15 protein-coding genes and 1 riboswitch are annotated in these 19,769 nt (G+C 71.8%); of the genes, 9 read left to right on the top strand and 6 right to left on the bottom strand.

Features of this window, described 5'->3' with window-relative positions; genetic code table 11:
• Positions 1 to 12: 12 nt before the first annotated feature.
• Both gcvH and gcvT read right to left on the bottom strand, forming a co-directional pair.
• The gene (gene gcvH / locus ACFWN7_RS04755; protein WP_376937582.1) at positions 13 to 384 is read right to left on the bottom strand and encodes a glycine cleavage system protein GcvH; all 372 of its coding nucleotides are present in this window, start codon (positions 382 to 384) and stop codon (positions 13 to 15) included.
• A 14-nt stretch (positions 385 to 398) separates the two neighbouring features.
• On the bottom strand, positions 399 to 1,592 hold the full coding sequence (gcvT, locus tag ACFWN7_RS04750; RefSeq protein ID WP_376937581.1) for a glycine cleavage system aminomethyltransferase GcvT: 1,194 nt from the start codon (positions 1,590 to 1,592) through the stop codon (positions 399 to 401).
• Between the two features lie 166 nt (positions 1,593 to 1,758).
• Positions 1,759 to 1,877, bottom strand: a riboswitch (glycine riboswitch).
• A gap of 168 nt (positions 1,878 to 2,045) precedes the next feature.
• Here gcvT and ACFWN7_RS04745 point away from each other — a divergent pair.
• On the top strand, positions 2,046 to 5,300 hold the full coding sequence (locus tag ACFWN7_RS04745) for a hypothetical protein (RefSeq protein ID WP_376937580.1): 3,255 nt from the start codon (positions 2,046 to 2,048) through the stop codon (positions 5,298 to 5,300).
• Between the two features lie 3 nt (positions 5,301 to 5,303).
• On the opposite strand, the gene ACFWN7_RS04740 is transcribed toward ACFWN7_RS04745, so the two are convergent.
• Both ACFWN7_RS04740 and ACFWN7_RS04735 read right to left on the bottom strand, forming a co-directional pair.
• Positions 5,304 to 7,298 (bottom strand): multicopper oxidase family protein, encoded by a 1,995-nt coding sequence (locus ACFWN7_RS04740; protein ID WP_376937579.1) that lies wholly within the window; start codon positions 7,296 to 7,298, stop codon positions 5,304 to 5,306.
• Between the two features lie 40 nt (positions 7,299 to 7,338).
• Positions 7,339 to 7,827, bottom strand: a complete 489-nt coding sequence (locus tag ACFWN7_RS04735; protein WP_376937578.1) for a DUF6220 domain-containing protein — start codon at positions 7,825 to 7,827, stop codon at positions 7,339 to 7,341.
• A 248-nt stretch (positions 7,828 to 8,075) separates the two neighbouring features.
• On the opposite strand from ACFWN7_RS04735, the gene ACFWN7_RS04730 reads away from it, so the two are divergent.
• The 6 genes from ACFWN7_RS04730 to ACFWN7_RS04705 all read left to right on the top strand — a co-directional run bounded on the left by ACFWN7_RS04730 (position 8,076) and on the right by ACFWN7_RS04705 (position 15,508).
• Entirely contained in the window at positions 8,076 to 8,783 is a 708-nt protein-coding gene (locus ACFWN7_RS04730; protein WP_376937577.1) for an NUDIX domain-containing protein, read from the top strand.
• Complete coding sequence (nadA, locus tag ACFWN7_RS04725; protein WP_376937576.1) at positions 8,780 to 10,165, top strand: quinolinate synthase NadA; 1,386 nt, start codon at positions 8,780 to 8,782, stop codon at positions 10,163 to 10,165. The genes ACFWN7_RS04730 and nadA overlap by 4 nt, the downstream gene beginning before the upstream one ends.
• Position 10,166: 1 nt before the next feature.
• Positions 10,167 to 11,768, top strand: a complete 1,602-nt coding sequence (gene nadB / locus ACFWN7_RS04720) for an L-aspartate oxidase (protein ID WP_376937574.1) — start codon at positions 10,167 to 10,169, stop codon at positions 11,766 to 11,768.
• Positions 11,768 to 12,664, top strand: a complete 897-nt coding sequence (gene nadC / locus ACFWN7_RS04715; RefSeq protein WP_376937573.1) for a carboxylating nicotinate-nucleotide diphosphorylase — start codon at positions 11,768 to 11,770, stop codon at positions 12,662 to 12,664. The genes nadB and nadC overlap by 1 nt, the downstream gene beginning before the upstream one ends.
• Positions 12,661 to 13,806: a cysteine desulfurase family protein gene (locus ACFWN7_RS04710; RefSeq protein ID WP_376937572.1), complete on the top strand. Its 1,146-nt coding sequence runs from the start codon at positions 12,661 to 12,663 to the stop codon at positions 13,804 to 13,806. The genes nadC and ACFWN7_RS04710 overlap by 4 nt, the downstream gene beginning before the upstream one ends.
• A 157-nt stretch (positions 13,807 to 13,963) precedes the next feature.
• Entirely contained in the window at positions 13,964 to 15,508 is a 1,545-nt protein-coding gene (locus ACFWN7_RS04705) for a DHA2 family efflux MFS transporter permease subunit (RefSeq protein ID WP_376937571.1), read from the top strand.
• 94 nt (positions 15,509 to 15,602) lie between these two features.
• Here ACFWN7_RS04705 and ACFWN7_RS04700 read toward each other — a convergent pair whose 3' ends face one another.
• Positions 15,603 to 17,300, bottom strand: a complete 1,698-nt coding sequence (locus tag ACFWN7_RS04700) for a VWA domain-containing protein (protein ID WP_376937570.1) — start codon at positions 17,298 to 17,300, stop codon at positions 15,603 to 15,605.
• A 186-nt stretch (positions 17,301 to 17,486) separates the two neighbouring features.
• Between ACFWN7_RS04700 and ACFWN7_RS04695 the strand changes: the two genes are divergently transcribed.
• Positions 17,487 to 18,206: a phosphoribosyltransferase gene (locus ACFWN7_RS04695; RefSeq protein ID WP_376937569.1), complete on the top strand. Its 720-nt coding sequence runs from the start codon at positions 17,487 to 17,489 to the stop codon at positions 18,204 to 18,206.
• A gap of 24 nt (positions 18,207 to 18,230) precedes the next feature.
• On the opposite strand, the gene ACFWN7_RS04690 is transcribed toward ACFWN7_RS04695, so the two are convergent.
• A complete protein-coding gene (locus ACFWN7_RS04690; protein ID WP_376937567.1) occupies positions 18,231 to 19,079 on the bottom strand; it encodes a putative protein N(5)-glutamine methyltransferase in 849 nt (282 codons plus the stop codon).
• Between the two features lie 63 nt (positions 19,080 to 19,142).
• On the opposite strand from ACFWN7_RS04690, the gene ACFWN7_RS04685 reads away from it, so the two are divergent.
• Complete coding sequence (locus tag ACFWN7_RS04685; protein WP_376937566.1) at positions 19,143 to 19,760, top strand: hypothetical protein; 618 nt, start codon at positions 19,143 to 19,145, stop codon at positions 19,758 to 19,760.
• Positions 19,761 to 19,769: the final 9 nt, after the last annotated feature.

The following is a 19,769-nucleotide window of genomic DNA, read 5'->3' as shown; positions in this document are numbered from 1 at the left end:
CAATTCGGTTCCTTACTCGCCGACCAGGGCGCGGTACTCGTCGTGGCTGAGGAGCTTCGGCAGCTCGGCCGCCGTGATCCTGATGAGCCAGCCCTCGCCGAACGGGTCGCTGTTCACCAGCTCGGGCGAGTCGATCACGGCCTGGTTCGACTCGACGACCTCGCCGTCCACCGGGGCGAAGAGTTCGCCGACCGACTTCGTGGACTCGATCTCGCCGACGACGCTGCCCGACGTGATCGTCGTGCCGGCAGCGGGCAGGTCGACGTAGACGACGTCGCCGAGCTTCTCGGCGGCGTACGCGGTGATGCCGACGGTGACGGTGTCGCCCTCGACGCGCAGCCACTCGTGCTCTTCGGTGTACTGGAGGTCGGTCTGTTCGGTCATCGGATTCTCCTGGGTCAGGTGGTGCGCTTGTAGAACGGAAGCGGAACGACGGATGCCGCGACGCGCGTGCCGCGAACGTCGACGTAGAGCACCCGGCCGGTCTCCGCGGCATCCGGTGCGACGAACGCCATCGCCACGGGATGACCCAGCGTGGGCGAGAGCGCCCCGCTCGTCACCACGCCGACGCGCGCCGCATCCGCGCCCTCGCCGTCGTAGACCTCGTAGTCGGCGCGGGCGGCGCGACGACCCTGCGCGGCGAGGCCGACGAGCACGGGGGCATCCGCCGCGGGGCCCTGCTCGATCGCGGAACGACCGACGAAGTCGCCCTCCTTCGAGAGCGCGACCACACGGCCGAGGCCCGCCTGCACGGGCAGGATGTCGCGGCTCAGCTCGTGGCCGTAGAGCGGCATGCCCGCCTCGAGGCGCAGTGTGTCGCGGCTCGCGAGGCCGGCGGGGACCACGCGCGGACCGCCCGTCTCGACGATCGCCTCCCACAGGCGGCGGGCGCGATCGGGGGCGATGTAGAGCTCGAAGCCGTCTTCGCCGGTGTAGCCGGTGCGCGCGACGAGCACGGGCTCGCCCTCGAAGGCGGCCGCGAAGGCGCGGTAGTACTTGAGTGCCTCGAGCTTCGCGTCGAAGTCCTCGGCGTCGTTGCCGGGGCCGGCGACGCCGAAGCCCGGAATCTCGAGGAGCACGGCGCGCGCGTCGGGGCCCTGCAGCGCGATGAGGGCGATGTCGTCGCTCTCGTCGGAGACGATCGTGTCGAACCCGGTCGCGCGCGTGCGCAGCTCGTCGGCGACGACGCGCGCGTTCGACGCGTTCGCGACGACCATGTAGCGGTCGTCGCCGGTGCGGTACACGACGAGGTCGTCGATGATGCCGCCGTCGGCCGCCAGGAGCAGGGAGTACTTCGCCTGGCCGATCTCGATCGCCGAGAGCTTGCCGGCGAGCGCGTAGTCGAGCGCTGCGGCGGCGCCCGGCCCGATCAACGCTATTTCGCCCATGTGCGAGAGATCGAAGAGGCCTGACGTCGTGCGCACGGCGTGGTGCTCGGCGAGGTCGCTCGAGTAACGCACGGGCATCTGCCAGCCGGCGAAGTCGGTGAAGGCGGCGCCCGCCGCGCGGTGCACCGCGTCGAGCGGGCTCAGCCGCTCGGTGGCGTCGTCGGCGGATGCCTCGGGGCTGGTGGTACCGGGGTCGTTGGTCACGAGTTCTCCAGACTGGCCTGCTGGTGAAGCCGGCACTGTCGCGAATCGCACGGCGGAGCCGCTTGGGAACTCCCCCTCTGTCATGGGCCTGAGAGTTTCACGCGGCTGACGCGCTTTCACCGTGGGCGGGAGCCCGCGGCGTGCGGAATCCACTTTTCAGAGCGGCCTCGTCATCGCGGTGTGTGACCTGAGAGATTGGCAGGGAGGCTTGCTCCTTCGGTGCCGGCCCGCACTGGTCGGCAGATCACTGCCCCCAGAACTGCCCGGCTCTCCCGCGACGCGTCGATGGCCCGGTATGAGGTTGTACGGCGATCCTAGCCGACGCGGGCGCCGGCCGGGTGCGCGGCTCCTTCCGGGCGCGGCCCCGACGGCGCTATGCTTCGTTCAGCCGCTGCGGCGGCTCATCATCCTTGGGGGGCGAGGATGTCTGTGCACTGCGGTTCGCTCGGCCTGATGCGTCGGCGCGCACCCGCAGCCGGCGGGCCGATCATCATCTCCGACCGCTCGTGGAGCAGAATCGGCTCCGGGCTGACGCTGGTGGCGGTGGCGGCGCTCGTCGCGGTCGCGCTCGGTGAGGTCGACCGGCTGATCGCAAGCGTGCCCGGCTCGGACAACCGGAGTCATTCGCTCAACGTCGTGCTCTCGCCCCTCGCCCTGTCGAAGACCGACAGCTGGTCCGCTTGGGCTGGAGCGTCCCTCCATCGCGAGCTCGGCTCGTGGATCATCACGTCAGCCCTGCTCGACGCCGTGATGGTCGTTGCGCTGTTCGCGCTCCTCTGGCGACTCGTGCACATGGTGGACCGCGCACACCGGGGCGTCCCGACCGTCGTCCTGCTCGTCTACGCGGCGGCCGAGTTCGGTGAGGACGTCTGGCAGATCCTCGGTGGATGGGCGGTCTCGGCGGGCGAGGCGCCCGTCGCGGGCTGGATCGGCTGGGTGATGGCCGTATTCACGACGGTGAAATGCCTCGCGCTCGTCGTCTTCTTCATCGCGGTCCTGCGGATCGGGGCGTACCGGCACACGGTGGCGCATCGTATCGCCCGCATCGGACAGGCTCTGTGGGTCCATCGCCTGGCGACGCTCGCCATCCTCGTCATCGTCGTACTCTCGTGCATTCCCGCAGCGGATCTGCTCGACCAACTCCCGGACGTGCAGCGGCAGTGGGCCGACGGGAACGGTTGGCACCTGTTCTGGGCCGTCGTCGTGCTGCTCGCGACCGCGATCGCCACGTTCGTGCTCGGGCGCCGCCGCACGCGGTTCATGGTCGAGACTCGGGCGTTCGGCATGCGCCGCCGAGTCGACAACTCGAGATGGCAGGCGGCGGCTCCATGGATCCTCGCCCCGGCGGTGCTGGTCGGAGCGTTGGTGATCGCAACGGCGCTCACCCTCCGGTTCGGCGGCCGATCGGGCATCCACTGGCCGACGCTCATCACGATGTTGATCATCACGGCAGCCGTGCCGATCCTCGCGGCTGCCGGATACGGCTGGGTCCGTGCCCATCCGAAGCCGCCGGCACCCCTCGATCCCGGCCGCGCACGGGCGAGCTGGATCGTCGGCGACAGTCTGGCCGTGCTCGTGCTGGTGGCCGGCGCGATCGGCATCGTGCGCTCGTACGTCGTTCCCTTCGCACTCAAGACCGAATCAGGCGACATGAATGCGGCCACCTGGTTCCTCGTGCTCATCGTCGGCGTCGCTGTCGCCGTGTTCGCGCCTTGGCGGCTCCTTCCCAAGATCGGGCCCCGGAACTGGGGTCCGCTGAACCCCAACGCGAAGATCTCGGCTGTGGCGGGCGACATCCCCGAGGCGAAGACCCCTCTCACGGCGAAGAACCGCGAGTACGAGAACTCGCGCGTCTCCAGGGCGGATGTCGTCGAATGGTGGACCCTCGGGATCGCCCTGGCCTTCCTCACCTGCGCGATGCTGTTCCCGTCGCAGTTCGCCGGGGTGTTCGGAGGGGTCGCCGTCACGCTCCTGGCGATCGGCGCCTGGGTCACGGTGTTCGGCTCGTTCACACTCATCGTGCAGTCGCGCCAGCTCATCGCGCCGTTCCGGTGGCTGCGGTTGCGAGCCGCACCTGTGCTCACACTCGGGATCCTGTTGCCGTTCGCGATCAATGTGATCGTCTCCTCGGCAGCACCCGACCAGACGCTGCACGCGGTCCAGGTGTCGAACACGGGTCCTGCGCAGGCCATCGAGGGTGACCCGCTCGACGAGCGCCTTCGCGCCATGCAGAGGGATTGGTGCACCATCACGACGAAGGGAGGCGTGAAGGTGCGGCCGGTGTACCTCATCGCCGCCGAGGGCGGAGGCATCCGTGCTGCCTACTGGACGGCGTCGGCGCTCGCGACCTTCGGCAGGTGCGCGGTTCGTTCGGGTTTCGTCTCGAGCGGGATCAGCGGGGGCTCAGTCGGCCTCGCGGTGGCGAGCACCGTCGACGACGCTCCGCATGACGCGTGGATCGCACGGGACTACAAGAACCCCGTCGACATCGTCGAACGGACCAAGGCGACTGCCGGTCCCGACGTGGTCTCCACGGCCGTGCTCGCGCTCGCGGTCGGCGACGCCTTCGCGGCCGGCACCGGGATCCGTATGCCGTCCTACCTCGACGCGGCGAATCACGCCGACGACTCGGGGTGGCGCTGGCGCGACCGGGCGGCGCTCGTCGAAGCCCTGTGGGAACGCGCCGCCCCGGGCCTCTCCACGGCGTTCTCCGACGAGATCGATCCGCTCACGGGGATGCTCATGCTCAGTTCGACGGATGTCGTGTCGAGGTGTCGTCTGCTCGTGGACCAGGCGCCGATCCTCGCCTCGCCCGACGAGAGCTCCGCCGCGATCTCGGCCGCCGACTCGGGGGCCCGATCCACGACGGTCGGTGGACCGTGCGACTCGGTGGGCGGCCTGCCCTCGATGCTCGGCTTCCGGGAACTCCCCGCATCGGGCGGCTCGGATCCGACGACCGACTGTCTCGCATCGCTGGACTGGTCCACGGCCGCGATGCTCTCGGCGCGCTTCGCGATCATCACCCCCACGGGCGGCCTCCCGGCCGGCCCGCCGTGCAACGGCGAAGACGTCGCCCAGTTCGTCGACGGCGGCTACGTCGAACCCACCTCGCTCGCCGCGCTGGCGGACACCGCACCGCGGTTGATGGCGATGATCGCGGACAGGAACGCCGACCGTCAAGACCACCAGGCGTGGCTCATGCCGATGCTCATCTATCTGCGCAACACCCAGGGCTACGACCTCGCCGACGACGTGGCCCGCGCCGAATCCGAGCCGTTGGTGCCGATCACCGGCGGGGCCGCACGAGGAAACCTCACCGCCGAGGACGCATGGATCCAGCGCATCACCCTCTCGATGCCCGCAGCCTGCCCCGACTCAGCAGCGGCGGCCGAGTGTCGAGATGCACTCGATGAGCTCATCCGGGCGGGCGGCATGCTGCCCGGTGGAACGGTCGTGATCGCGCCGTCCTCGACGCCGGCGGTGGTCCCGCCCCTCGGCTGGGCGCTCTCGAACATGAGCGAGGCGCGGTTCACGTCCGCCATCAAGGTCGCCGCCGGCTGCGGGCGCGAGTCGGAGGCCCGACAGGACCAATCAGCCACCACACGGAGCGGGCGTTACAGTGGGCTCGCCGAATTCGCCGAGCTCATCGGGTTCCACCCCTGCCCCGCCGTGGCTGCGCAGGAGAGGGCGCGACCCGACTCGGGATAGCCCTCACTCCGGCCGGTTGCCGTGCGCGTCGTGCTCGAAGGGCGTCGTGACGCCGTCGTAGGCGAGGGTCATCATCATGCCGGCGGCCGCGTGCGAGAGGTCGTGGCAGTGGTCCATCCAGATGCCGGGGTTGTCGGCGACCAGCGCGAGCTCCCAGACTTCGCCCGGGCGCACGTCGACGGTGTCGAGCCAGAGCGGGGCACCCGTCGCCGGCACGCCGTCGCGCGAGAGCACGAGCACGTGGTGGCCGTGCACGTGCATGGGGTGCACGTCGAAGCCACGGTTGGCGACGGTGATCTTCACGAGGTCGCCCTCGCGCACCTCGATGGGCGCGATGTGCGGGAACACCCGGCCGTTCACGGCATACGCGTAGTCCGGCGCGCCGCCGACGAAACGGGGCAGGCGGTCGAGCACGAGGGCGGCCTCGGCGGTGAAGGGGCCGAGGTCGGGGCGGCGCCCGTCTCCGTAGGCGAGCAGGTCGAGCTCCGCGACATCCGACACCTCGCGGGCGATATCGACGGCACTTCCGTCTGTTCCGGGAGGAGCGATGACGACGACGGATGCCGCAGACAGGTCGGTCTCGAACCGCACCGCGCGAGCGGGCACGGTGAACACGAGGTCGGCGCGGGCACCCGCCCCGAGCCGCACCGACCGGTGCTCCACCGCATCGCCGCCCTCGATGTCACGGCCGTCGACGGCGGCGACGCGGAACGGCGCACCGGCGAGGGTCACCCGGATCGGCGTCTGCTCGGTGTTGGCGACTCGCAGCCGCACCGTTTCGCCTGCGTCGGCGGTGAACACCTGCGGCCCGTCGGTCTCGCCGATGACGACCTCGCCGCCCACGCGGTGCACGGCGAGCGCGAGGTCGACCGACTCGGCGACGCCGCCCGCCGGTTCGACGACCAGCATGCCGTAGAGGCCGCGCCGCACGCCCTCGGAAGCGGCCTGATGAGTGTGGTACCAGTACGTCCCCGGCTCGTCGGCGATGAACCGGTAGGTGAATCGCTCGCCCGGCGGCACGGCGTCCTGCGTGACGCCGGCGACGCCGTCTTCCCCGTTCGGCACGTCGTAGCCGTGCCAGTGCAGGGTCACGCCATCCCGGATGTCGCGATTCACGAGCGTCACCTCGGCGACCTCACCCTCGGTGAGCCGCAGCTCGGGCCCGGCGACGCCGTCGCCGCCGAAGCCCCACGCCTCCACGGTCTCACCGGACGCCAGTGCGACCAGGTGCGTCGCGGCGGTGAGTTCGACGGCGTGCACCTCGCCGGGTGCATCCTCTGCGGTTCGAAGGGCGGTGACCGGCACGGCGGATGCCGTGGATCCATCGCTCGGCACCGCGGCACCGTGGGCGTGCGTGCTCGACGCCTCGATGCGGGGAGCAGACGTGTCCGACAGCCACGACCATCCCACGCCGCCGATGAGCAGCACCACGAGGAGCCCCGCGAACCCGAGCTTCGCCCGGCGGCCGCGATGCGCGAGGAGTGCCCAGGTGAGGCCGGTGCCGAGCACGACGGCCGCGAGGAGAACGACCGTGGCCACGGGCTGCGGCGGGTGGCCGACGAGCACGGTGGCGAACACGGCGGCGGCCATCGCGTAGCCGCCGCCCAGCATCAGGGTGCGGTCGAGCACCGGCCTCCGACCGGAGAGCCACCACGCGAATCCGAGCACTCCGGCCGCGAGTCCGATGAGCTGGAACGGCAGCCCGACGACGATCTTCTCGCCCGCGAACCACCAGCCGCGCCCGGCCAGCAGCAGAGCGAGCACGACGGCGCTCGCGAGCGCGAGCGCGCCACCCGCGGCGAACGCGAGCACCGGCACCCGCTCACGCCGCGTGCGCGTCGCCTGCGCACCGACGGCCTGAGCGCCGGCGGCGTGAGCCCCGGCCGTCGCGGCCGAACCCGTCGGTGGCCCGGCGGCACCGAACCCGGCGGCGAGCCAGAGTCCAGCACCGGCCAGGCCGGCGACGGCGTGCAGCAGCAGGAGTGCCACGGTGCTCACTGGGAGCTCCTCGCTGTTCGGGACCTGCCCGCGAGACGGATCAGGCGCTCCGCGCGGTAACGGAGTCGTCGACCGGGTCGGTGCCGCCGGCGACCGAGTCGACCGGCTTCGCCGGTGCGCCCTCGCGCACGAGCCGGTGGGCGCGCACGATCATGAGCACACCGAGGAGCAGCACGGCCGTGCCGATCACGGCATGGAGCGAGAGGAACAGCGTCGCGGCGAGCGGCACCGTCTCGCTCGGTCCCTCGAGGCCGAAGATCACCCCGGTCAGGATGAACAGCACGGTCTGGAAGAGGATGAGCACGAGCGGCAGCACGCTCAGCCAGATCGTGCGCTTGCCGGCGCGGGCCAGTGCGGCGGTCACGATCAGCAGGAGCGCGAGGATCGGCAGCACGAAGCGGCCGTTCATGCCGTGCCAGGCGAAGAGCTCGTCCTCCGGGTTCGAGAACACGCCGACGGCGGCGAAATACAGCTGGAGCACCACGGCGGCGGTGAACAACCATGCCACGATCAGGAACAGTTTGCGCATCAGGCGATTCCTCTCAGGAGTGCCGGCGGACGATCGAGCGCCGGGAACTGCACCATGCTGGCGCCGTCGACAGCGCCGTCGCATCAGTGCCAGTACCGACCGCTCGCCGGGGGCGATCCCCAGTTCGAGGTACAAGGCCCCCGGCGGTCCGGGAGCCCTTTCGTCGCGGCTGGCGTTCTGGTCAAAGTGACTGTAAGCTGCATCTCGATTGGTTCGAGTCAGATTGACTCGAAGAGCGGAGGTGACGGATGCCGCAGCTGCACGACCTCGCGGCCACGCGTCTGGCCGTCTCCACCGTGATCTTCGCGCTGCGTCCCGACCACACGGGACAGCCCGTGCTCTGGACCCCGCTCGTGCGCCGCACCCGGGAGCCCTATCGTGGCCTCTGGGCGCTGCCGGGCGGCTGGTTGCCGCCGAACGAGGAGCTCGAAGCGGCATCCGCTCGCACCCTGCGTGCGACCACCGGACTCGCCCCCAAGTACCTCGAACAGCTGTACACCTTCGGCGAGGTCGACCGCTCGCCCGACGCCCGCGTCGTGTCGGTCGTGTACTGGGCGCTCGTGCAGAGCGACGAAGCGGCCCGAGCCACCGCGGGCCCGAACGTGCGCTGGGTGCCCGCCGACACACCGCCCGAACTCGCGTTCGACCACGACCGCATCGTCGAGTACGCGCTCTGGCGCCTGCGCACCAAGGTCGAGTACACCGAGATCGCCCACGCCTTCCTCGGCGAGACCTTCACGCTCGCGGAGCTTCGCGAGGTCTACGAGGCCGTGCTGCAGCGCCGCCTCGACCCCGCGAACTTCCGGCGCGCCATGGTCGCGTCCGGCCGGCTCCGCGAGACGGGCGAGCGTGTCGCCGGCGCGCCGCACCGGCCCCCGAAGCTCTATCGCTACGACACCGCAGCCCTCGCATCGGAGGGTCGCGAACCATTCCTGAGAGAGAGGCCCGCGTCATGAGCGACACCGCCATGAAGACCCGCTCCGCGGCATCCGTCGACCGCACCATCCGGCTCATCGCGAACGGAGCGGCGGCGGGCAGCACGTGCTCCCCCGAGCTCGCGAAGGGTCCGTGGGAGTTCGACCGCGGCCCCGCGGGGTACGGCCCGGGCTCGTCGATGGGCGACGCGATCCCCACCGGTTCGCCGCGCCAGGGTGCGCTGCCCGAGGAGTACCGCGCGGCATCCGACGAGGAGTTGCACGACCGCATCCGCGCGGCCAAGGCGACCCTCGGCGACCGCGTCGTCGTGCTCGGCCACTTCTACCAGCGCGACGAGGTGATCGAGCACGCCGACTTCACGGGCGACTCGTTCCAGCTGGCGAACGCCGCGAAGGGGCGACCCGACGCCGAGGCGATCGTGTTCTGCGGCGTGCATTTCATGGCCGAGACCGCCGACCTGCTCTCGGGGACCGACCAGGCCGTGATCCTGCCGAACCTCGCCGCCGGATGCTCGATGGCCGACATGGCCGACGAGTCGAGCGTCGAGGAGTGCTGGGAACAGCTCGAGTCGGTGTACGGCGACCTCGACACGCCCGGCGCCGACGGCCGGGTGCCCGTCATCCCGGTCACCTACATGAACTCGTCGGCGGCGCTCAAGGGCTTCGTCGGCCGGCACGGCGGCATCGTCTGCACGTCGTCGAACGCGCGCACGGTGCTCGAGTGGGCGTTCGAGCGCGGACAGCGCGTGCTGTTCTTCCCCGACCAGCACCTCGGCCGCAACACCGCGAAGGCGATGGGCGTGCCGCTCGACGAGATGCCGATGTGGAACCCGCGCAGGCCGCTCGGCGGCAACACGGACGCCTCGCTCGCGAACGCCCGGGTCATCCTCTGGCACGGCTTCTGCTCGGTGCACAAGCGGTTCACGGTCGACCAGATCGCCGCCGCGCGCGAGTCGCACCCCGGCGTGCAGGTCATCGTGCACCCCGAGTGCCCGATGCCGGTGGTCGACGCAGCGGATGCCGCGGGCTCGACCGATTTCATCGTGAAGGCGATCCAGGCGGCACCCGCGGGTTCCACGTTCGCCATCGGCACCGAGATCAACCTCGTGCAGCGCCTCGCGGCCGAGCACCCCGAGCACGCGATCTTCTGCCTGGACCCCGTGGTGTGCCCGTGCTCGACGATGTACCGCATCCACCCCGGCTACCTCGCGTGGGTGCTCGAGGAGCTCGTCGCGGGCCGCGTCGTGAACCGCATCACGGTGCCCGACGCGGTGGCCGACCCGGCGCGCGTGGCGCTCGAGCGGATGCTCGCGGCGAAGCCGCCGGTCGCCGACCCCGCCGGTCGAGCAGCGCCGAAGGAGCGTCTCGAGACCCCGCCTGCGACCGGCGAGACGGCGGCCTGACATGGCCCGCGTGCTCGTCGTCGGCGGCGGCATCGCCGGGCTCTGGACGGCCGTGAAGGCAGCGGATGCCGCCCATGCCGTCGAGCTCGTCACGAAGACGGTGCTCGCCGACGGGAGCACGGCCCACGCGCAGGGCGGCATCGCCGCCGCCCTGTTCCCCGACGACTCCGCCCTTCGCCACTACGACGACACGATCGCCGCAGGCGCCGGCCTCGCCGAGCCCGAGGCGGTCCGCGTGCTGTGCGACGAGGGACCGGCGCGGGTGCGCGACCTGATCCGCTTCGGCGTCGAGTTCGACCGGGGCGACTCCGGGCTCGAGCGGGGGCTCGAGGCGGCGCACTCCCGCGCGCGCATCCTGCACGCCGGCGGCGACGCGACCGGCGCCGCCATCGAGGCGGCCCTCGTCGCGACGGTGCGGCGGCGGGCGGTGCGGATCGACGAGGAGACGATGCTCGCCGACCTCATCGTCGAGCACGGTCAGGTGGTCGGTGCACGCCTGCTCGCGGCATCCGGAGCTCTCCTCGAACGCCGTGCCGACGCGGTCGTGCTCGCGACAGGCGGAAGCGGATGCCTCTACCGGCATACGACGAATCCGTCGGTCGCGACGGGCGACGGCACAGCGGCTGCGTGGCGTGCCGGGGCGGCGGTCGCCGACCTCGAGTTCGTGCAGTTCCACCCGACCGCGCTGGCCGCCCCCGGCACGCCGCTCATCTCGGAGGCGGTGCGCGGCGAGGGCGCCGTGCTGCTCGACGCCGCCGGTCGGCGGTTCATGCCGGAGGTGGATCCGCGCGCCGAACTCGCGCCTCGCGATGTCGTGGCGCGCGCCGTGTGGCGGCGAATGTCGGAGCAGGGCGGAGCGCCCGTGCTGCTCGACGCGACCGGGCTCGGTGAGGCGTTCCTCTCCCGCCGCTTCCCCGGACTCCACGCGGCGTGCCGCGACGCAGGCTACGACTGGGCGACCGAGCCCGTGCCGATCACGCCGGCGGCGCACTACGCGATGGGCGGCGTGGTCACCGACCTCCACGGCCGCACGACCCTGCCGGGGCTCTTCGCCGTCGGCGAGACCGCCCGCACGGGCGTGCACGGGGCGAATCGGCTCGCGTCGAACTCGCTGCTCGAGGCCGCCGTCTTCGCCGACCGGGCAGCACGGGCGCTCGGCTCTCGGTCGCGTCACGTGCCGACCTCCGGAGTCGGCACGTGGCCGGATGTCGCGCCGGTGCCCGCTCCCACTGCAGGAACTTCCGTGCGGCGCGCCGGTGGCGAGGCCGCCACCCACCGCGTGTCGGCGGATTCCTCCTGCACCAGCGCGGTCGGCCGCGATGACCTGCAGGCCCTCATGTGGGAGCACGTCGGGCTCGAGCGCTCCGCCGGAGGGCTCGCTGCGGCATCCGCTCGGCTCGACGGCTGGCGCGCCCCCGAGGTGCACGATCGCCGTTCGGCGGAGGACCGCAACCTGCTCGACCTCGCTCGTCTCACGGTCGCGGCCGCACGGGCGCGTCGCGAGAGCGTCGGCGCGCACTTCCGGAGCGACCAGCCGGATGCCGCCGTCGCCGCCACGGCCGTCGCCGCCGCCGAATCGCCCGCCCTCGAGGAGGCCGCCTGATGACACTTGCCCGCGAGATCGACCGCATCGTCGGTGCCGCCCTCGACGAGGACGCACCGTGGGGCGACCTCACCTCCGAGACGCTGATCCCGGCGGCGGCGACCGCGGCGGCCGACCTGGTGGCGCGCGAGCCGGGGGTCCTGAGCGGCATCGAGGTGTTCGCCGCGGCGTTCCGCCTCGTCGACGCGAGCATCGAGGTGGACCGTGCGGCCGCAGACGGCGACCGCTTCGCCGCCGGCGACGTGCTCGCGCGCGTGAAGGGGCCGGCCCGCGCCATCCTCACCGCCGAGCGCGTCGCGCTCAACCTCGTGCAGCGCATGTCAGGCGTCGCGACGCTCACCGCCCGCTACGTCGACGCCGTCGCGGGCACGACCGCGCGCATCGTGGACACTCGCAAGACCACGCCGGGGCTGCGCAGCCTGGAGCGCCAGGCCGTGCGCGACGGCGGCGGCCGCAACCACCGGCGCTCGCTCTCCGACGCGATCATGGCGAAGGACAATCACCTCGCCGTGCTCACGGCGGACGGACAGGACCTCGGGTCCGCGCTGCGGGCGGCACGCGAGCGGATGCCGCACACCGCCCACCTCGAGGTCGAGGTCGACCGGCTCGACCAGATCGACGCGGTGCTGACCGGCGGGGCGGACACGATCATGCTCGACAACTTCGACCACGCCGACCTGCGGGCGGGGGTGGCGCGCATCGCGGGTCGGGCCGTGGTCGAGGCATCCGGCGGCGTCTCACTCGACACCGTGGCGGCGATCGCCGCGACCGGCGTCGATGTGATCTCCGTCGGCGCGCTCACCCACTCGGCGCGAGCGCTCGACCTCGGCCTCGATGTCGCGATCGAGGCGGACGGCTCCGCACGTGCGGGCGCGGCATCCGGGGGCGAGCGGTGATCTTCCTCGACCACGCGGCGACCACGCCCGTGCGCCGGGAGGCGCTCGAGGCGATGTGGCCGTTCCTCACGGGCTCGTTCGGCAATCCGTCGAGCCGTCACGGGCTCGGCGACGAGGCCGCGCGGGCGCTCGCAGCGGCGCGAGACGAGGTCGCCGCGATCGTCGGATGCCGCCCCGGCGACGTGGTGTTCACGAGTGGCGGCACCGAGGCCGACAACCTCGCGATCAAGGGCATCTCGCTCGCGAATCCGCGCGGGCGCCACGTCGTCGTCTCGCCGATCGAGCACGAGGCGGTGCTCGACTCGGCCGCATATCTCGCGCGCATGCACGGGTTCGAGGTCGACGAGGTCGACGTCGACGGGGGCGGGCGCGTGCATCCCGAGGCGCTCGCGCGAGTCATCCGGCCCGACACGGCGCTCGTGTCGGTGCAGCTCGCGAACAACGAGATCGGCACCGTGCAGCCGATCGCCGAGCTCGCCGAGATCGCACATGCGTCAGGTGCCGCGATGCACACGGATGCCGTGCAGGCGGCGGGCTGGCTTCCCATCGGCATCGGCGCGCTCGGCGTCGACGCCCTGTCGCTCGCCGGGCACAAGGTCGGCGCGCCGAAGGGCACCGGTGCGCTCGTCGTGCGCGGGCGCATCCCCCTCGAGCCGGTGCTGCACGGCGGCGGCCAGGAGCGAGGACGGCGCTCGGGAACCGAGAACGTCGCCGGGGCCGTCGCGTTCGCGACCGCCCTGCGGCTCGCCGACGAGGAGCGAGCGGATGCTGCGGCGCGCGTCGGCGCGCTCGGCGCCGAGCTCGCGGCCCGCGTCACCGCCGAGGTGCCGGGCGCGGTGCTCACCGGCGACCCGACCCGGCGGCTGCCCGGCACCGTGTCGTTCGTCTTCCCCGGCACGAGCGGGGAAGCGGTGCTGCTCGAGCTCGAGCGCGACGGCGTGCTCTGCTCGAGCGGCTCGGCGTGCGCCGCGGGCAGCGACGCGCCGTCGCACGTGCTCACGGCGATCGGCATCCCCGGCGAGATCGCGCAGACGGCGGTGCGGTTCACGCTCGGCGCCGCGACGACGGCCGACGAGATCGCGGATGCCGCGGCATCCGTCACCCGTGCCGTGTCGGTGGTGCGGCATATCGTGAGGCCATGACTCGTCGCGGCCCGTGGTTCCATGCATTCCGATCCTTCTTCCGATCGGGGAATAGCGTGGCCCGCGACCGAGGTTGACACACTCATTCGACGCCCTTCCGTGGCGCCGACGCTCTGAGCACCGACAGCTGTGCGCCGACATCGATTGGAACCATTCCGTGACCGAACGTGCCGTTCCAGACCTGACACACGGTGAGCCCGCCGCTCCTGGCGCGCCGCTCCCGCACGACCACGCCCACCACTCCGACGCCGAGGCACTGCATGGCGCGCGCAACTCGCGTGTGATCTGGCTGCTGCTCGCATCGGCCTTCGTCGTCATCCTCAACGAGACCATCATGGGGGTCGCGATCCCCCACCTCGTCACCGACCTCGACATCACGATCTCAGCGGCCCAGTGGCTGACGACCGCGTTCATGCTCACGATGGCGGTCGTCATCCCGATCACGGGCTTCCTGCTGCAGCGATTCGCGACGCGTCCGATCTTCATCGCGGCGATGGGCCTGTTCTCCACCGGCACGCTGATCGCCGCGCTCGCGCCCGGCTTCGAGATCCTGCTCCTCGCGCGCATCGTGCAGGCCACCGGCACCGCCATCATGATGCCCCTGCTCATGACGACGCTCATGACGCTCGTCGCGGCGGCCGACCGCGGCCGGTTCATGGGCCGGGTCTCGACCGTGATCTCGGTGGCACCGGCGATCGGCCCGACCATCTCGGGCCTCATCCTGAGCTTCCTGTCGTGGCGGTTCATGTTCGTGCTCGTGCTGCCGATCGCCGTCGCGATGCTCGTGATCGGCATCCGTCGCGTCGAGAACGTGAGCGAGCCACGCGTGATCCCGATCGACGTCACCTCCGTGCTGCTCTCGGCGTTCGGCTTCGGCGGGCTGGTCTACGGGCTCAGCCTGGTCGGCGGCGTCGTGGGCGGCCTCGAGAACCCTGCGGCGATGTGGATCTCGCTCGGCGTCGGCGTCGCCGGCATCGGCGCGTTCATCTGGCGACAGCTACGGCTGCAACGACGAGACCGCGCCCTGCTCGACCTGCGCACGTTCCGCTCCGCGAACTTCGCCGTCTCGGTCGGGCTCATGATGGTCATGATGGCCGCGCTCTTCGGCACGATCATCCTCCTGCCCATCTACCTGCAGAACGTGCTGCACCTCGAGCCGGTCTTCACCGGGCTGCTGCTGCTGCCCGGAGGACTCATCATGGGCCTGTTCGGGCCGACGGTGGGGCGACTGTTCGACCGATTCGGTCCACGTCCGCTCCTCGTGCCCGGCAGCATTCTCGTGAGCGCCGTGCTGTGGTCCCTCACGCTGGTGACCGAGCAGACGTCGGTGTGGCTCCTGCTCGCGGCGCACGTGGCACTGTCGATCGCGCTCGCGTTCATGTTCACCCCGTTGTTCACGTCGGCGCTCGGATCGGTCGAGCCGCGGTTCTACTCGCACGGCTCGGCGATCGTCGGCACGGTGCAGCAGGTGTCGGGTGCGGCGGGCACCGCACTCTTCGTGACCGTGCTGGCCGCCGGCACCGCAGCCCTCGCGGCGAACGGTGCGACCTCCGAGGTGGCGCAGGCGGCGGGCATCCGTTCGGCGTTCCTCGTCGGCGCGATCCTCTCGGTCGTCGCGATCGTCGGCGCGTTCTTCGTGCGCAAGCCGGCCGACATGATGGCGGGCGCGGAGGCCCCGGCTCACGAGGTCGACGCGCACTGACGCGACGCGGCGGCGGCCTCGGCGCTGAGCCGGCGCCGCCGTATCGAGGGGCTCGGCGATCGCCGGGCCCCTCGTCAGGCGATGAACGCGTCGATCATCCGCAGTTCGGCCGGCAGGAGCGCTGCGAGAGCGCATCCACGAGCACCGTGCCGAGGTCTTCGGGCTTCGAGGCCGTGTACGCAGCACCCCTGGTCGCCTGCGCGATCTGCTGCATGGCTGCCAGGTCGGTGTCGGGACCGAAGCCGATCATGATGACCGGCACCGGCTTCGCCGGATCGTCCATCTTCGCGAGCTCGGCGAGCAGGGTCTCGAGGTCGATGCCGTTCTCGTCCTCGTTCTTGCCGTCGGTGATGAGCAGTACCGAGTTGACCTTCTCGGGGTCGTACGACTCGCGCACCCGCTGCACCGCGGCGAGTGTGGTGTCGTAGAGGCCGGTCGCTCCGCCGAGGCGTGCCGGCAGCGACTGGATGATGCCGCCGATCTGCTGCAGGTGCGTCGCATCGGCGAGCGGCGCGATCGGCGCCAGGTCCTCGTAGTCGAGGTCGCCGTTGCGTGCAGTGGAGAACACCCAGACGCCCATCTCCACCTCGCCCGAGAACTTCTGCATCGCGCCGCCCGCGGCCTGCTGGAAGATGTCGATGCGACGCAGGCCGTTCTCGGCAGGCTCCTCCATCGAGCCCGACACGTCGATGACCGCGAGCATCCGGGAGCGCAGCGTCAACACGCCCCAGGCCCGGAGGATCTCGATCTGGGCGGCGTTGTCCAGTTCGGCGGTGGCCGCAGGTCCCTCGGCGGCGAGGCCGGCCAGGTCGAGCTCACCGGCGCCGTCCGCGCCGCGGAATCCTGCGGCGGCCAGTCGGTCGGTCGCTCCGCGGGCGGCCCGTTCGAATGCCGCGAGCAGTTCGGCGCGAGACGATCCGGCGCCGGCGTCTGCGTCGGCGTCGGCGTAGGCGGCGCCGTCGGTGTCTCCGGCCTCGGAACGAGTGGGCAGCCGGACGAACGGGAAGTCGAGAAGCACCGTGCCGTCGGCCGGATATGCTGCGACGAGCGTCTCGGCTGGCTCATCGAGGTTGTACGCCGCGATCTGCGCCTCACTCGTGAGGACGACGCTCGGCTGATCCGTCGCGGAGAGCGCCCCGAACGCCGCACTCGTGGATGCGGGGATCGACTTGCCCAGTTCGATCATCGCCCCGGCGAACTGCCGCGGATCGTCGGGCGCCGTGTGCCCGCGCAGGGCCAGCAGCCCGGCGAGACTCGCCGACGATGCCTCGGGGTCGGGAAGGATGGTGGGCAGGGTTCCCCCGAGCACGCGGGCCCAGGTCACCGGCTCGCTCGCGATCTCGGCCGCCCGCGTCGCCGCCGCCGCGAACACGACAGGGGACGTCGCGATCGGGTCGCCGGCGTCGACCTCGGGCGGCGCTTGACCGAGGGATGCCGCGGTGGCCGCGGCGCGGTCGAGCCAGACGCTCGACTCGGGCACCCACGCGTCGGCGTCGAGTCCGCCGGAGGCGAGCACGGCAGCGGTGTCCGCCGAGTCCTGCGCGGTGATCTCGGTTTTCACGCATGCCTCGGATGCGGCGTCGAAATCCTTCGCGATGTCGGCGAGCGCCGGCGCGATGGAGGTGTCGGCGACGATGACGAGTCGCCGGCTGTCGGTGCATCCGGATTCAGCCGCGGCGAACAACGGGTTCAGGTGGCCGCCGACCCACAGGAAGACGCCCGATGCGACGATGCCGACGACCGCGACTGCGGCGATGATGGAAGGAATGAGTGCGCTCCCCGGCTTCTTCACCGGGGCCTTCGTACTGTGGCGCCCCACGGACACTCCAAACCGGACGACACCGTGGCCTCGCCGAATCCTTGTCTGAACGGGTTTCCCCCATTCAGGGGGAAGGATTCCCTCAGTGTAGGCGACGCGACTGAGAACTCGAACTTCGCTCGGGTCTGCGGGTCGGAGGACCCCGCGAGACGATAGGGGTTGACGGCACTGAGCTCCCCCGGGTACACCGAGGCTGGACAGGAGGTGTTCGGGCAGGTGGAGCACTTCACGGATCGACGAGACGCGGGCAGGCGGCTCGCCCGTGCCTTCGCGGGACGCAGGATCGAGCGGCCGGTGGTGCTCGGGCTCCCGCGCGGCGGCGTACCGGTCGCGGCCGAGGTCGCTCGCGCGCTCGGCGCGCCGCTCGACGTGCTCGTCGTGCGGAAGCTCGGTCTCCCGCGTCAGCCCGAAGTGGCGATGGGGGCGATCGGCGAACGCGGCTCGCGCGTGCTGAACGACGACGTCCTGCGACTCGGGGGCATCTCGGCGGCGACGCTCGCGGAGGTCGAGCGACGCGAGCGCGCCGAGCTCGAGGCGCGAGTCTCGAGGTTCAGGGGCGGCGCATCACCGGTGGAGCTCACCGGCCGCACGGCCGTGATCGTCGACGACGGCGTCGCGACGGGCGCCACGGCCAGGGTCGCGTGCCTCGTCGCGCATGAGCTCGGCGCGGCATCCGTCATCGTCGCCATGCCCGTCGGCGCACCCGACAGCCTCGCCGAGCTCGCGGCGATGCCCGAGGTCGACGAGGTCGTCTGCCTCTCGGCGCCGGGCGGCTTCATGGCGGTCGGCATGCACTACCTCGACTTCGCACAGACGACGGATGCCGAGGTGCAGCGGATCCTCGAGGCCGCGCGTTCGGGCGACGACGCACCCGGCTGACGGCGCTGCGTCGCGCCGCGTCGCTCAGCTCCGCGCGATGACGACGGTGCCGTCGATCTCGCCGTCGTGCACGATGCGAACGCCGTCCAGGCCCGCCGCCCCGACGAGGTCGGCGGTCGTCGGCGCCTGGCGCCGGCTCGTCTCGATGAGGAGGTGCCCGCCGGGCGCGAGCCATTCGCGAGCGGATGCCGCGACGCGGCGATGCACGTCGAGCCCGTCTGCGCCCCCGTCGAGCGCGACGAGCGCCTCGTGGTCTCGCGCCTCGGGCGGCATCATGGCGATCTCGTCGGTCGGCACGTAGGGCGCGTTCACGGCGAGCACGTCGACGCGCCCGCGGAGGCGGGCCGGGAGCGGGTCGAACAGGTCGCCCTCGACGACGAGCGCGCCGAGGGGTTCGAGGTTGCGGCGTGCCGCGCGCACGGCGGCGGGGTCGAGGTCGGCGGCGACGAGTTCGATGGGCCCCGCGGCATCCGCCACCGCCGCCCCGATCGCACCGGCACCGCAGCAGAGGTCGACGACGACCGGGCGGCGGCCCGGGCGCGACGCGACGGCGCGCGTGAGGGAAGCGGCCTCGGCCGCGAGCACCTCAGTGCGACGACGCGGCACGAAGACGCCCGGCTCGAGCACGATCCGAAGCCCGGCGAACTCGGCCCAGCCGAGCACCTGCTCGAGGGGCTCGCCGGCCACGCGGCGCGCGACGAGCCGCGCGAGCGCCGCCGCGGCATCCGCATGCTCATGCGCGGCCTCGCTGAGAAGCGCCGCCTCGTCTTCGGCGAAGACGCACCCGGCGGCGCGGAGGCGGGCGACGAGCACGGGATCTGAGGCGATGAGCACCACGCATGATCCCGCACCCCGGCGGGTTTGGCAAGGCATTGCGGCAGTTCGTCCATGCGCGCTTGGCTGTTGGACGAACCCGACCCGAGGAGGCGGATTTCCGTGGAAACCAGCACAATCGTCTGGATCATCGTCGGCATCATCGTCGTCATCGCAATCGTCGTCGTCGCGGTGCTCATGACGAGCCGGAGGCGCCGCGAGGCGCACCTCGAGTCCGAGCGCAACAAGGCCGCCGAACTGCGGAACGACGCGTACGACACGGATCTCGCCCGTCGCGAGCGTGAGGCGGAGGCGGCTCGGGCCGCCGCAGCCGCGAAGGAGTCGGAGGCCGACGCGATGCAGGCAAAGCTCGAGTCGGATCGCCTCGCCCGCGAGAGCGCGAGCCACCAGTCCGACGCGCAGCAGTTGCGCACCGACGTCGACGAGCGGCTCCGCAAGGCCGACGAGATCGACCCCGATATCGACGCGAACCGCAACGACGCAGACACGACAACGACCGCGCGCGACCGCGACACAGTGACCGATGACCGCGAAGCGACGCGCCGCCAACAGGACGCGGCGTACGCAGCGCAGGCCGATCGCCGCACCGCGCGTGACGGCGCGGTCTACGACACGGCCCGCGACGACACCACGCGTGACGACCGAGACGTCGCAGCGGGCGAGCGCCCGGTCGACCCGACCACGCAGAAGCGCGACACCGAGACCGGCCGTCGCATCTGACGCGCCACC

It is taken from the genome of Agromyces sp. NPDC058484 (assembly GCF_042720415.1).
Taxonomy (GTDB): domain Bacteria; phylum Actinomycetota; class Actinomycetes; order Actinomycetales; family Microbacteriaceae; genus Agromyces.
Note: the sequence above shows the minus strand (reverse complement) of the source record. Positions and strands in the feature narration are given on the sequence as shown.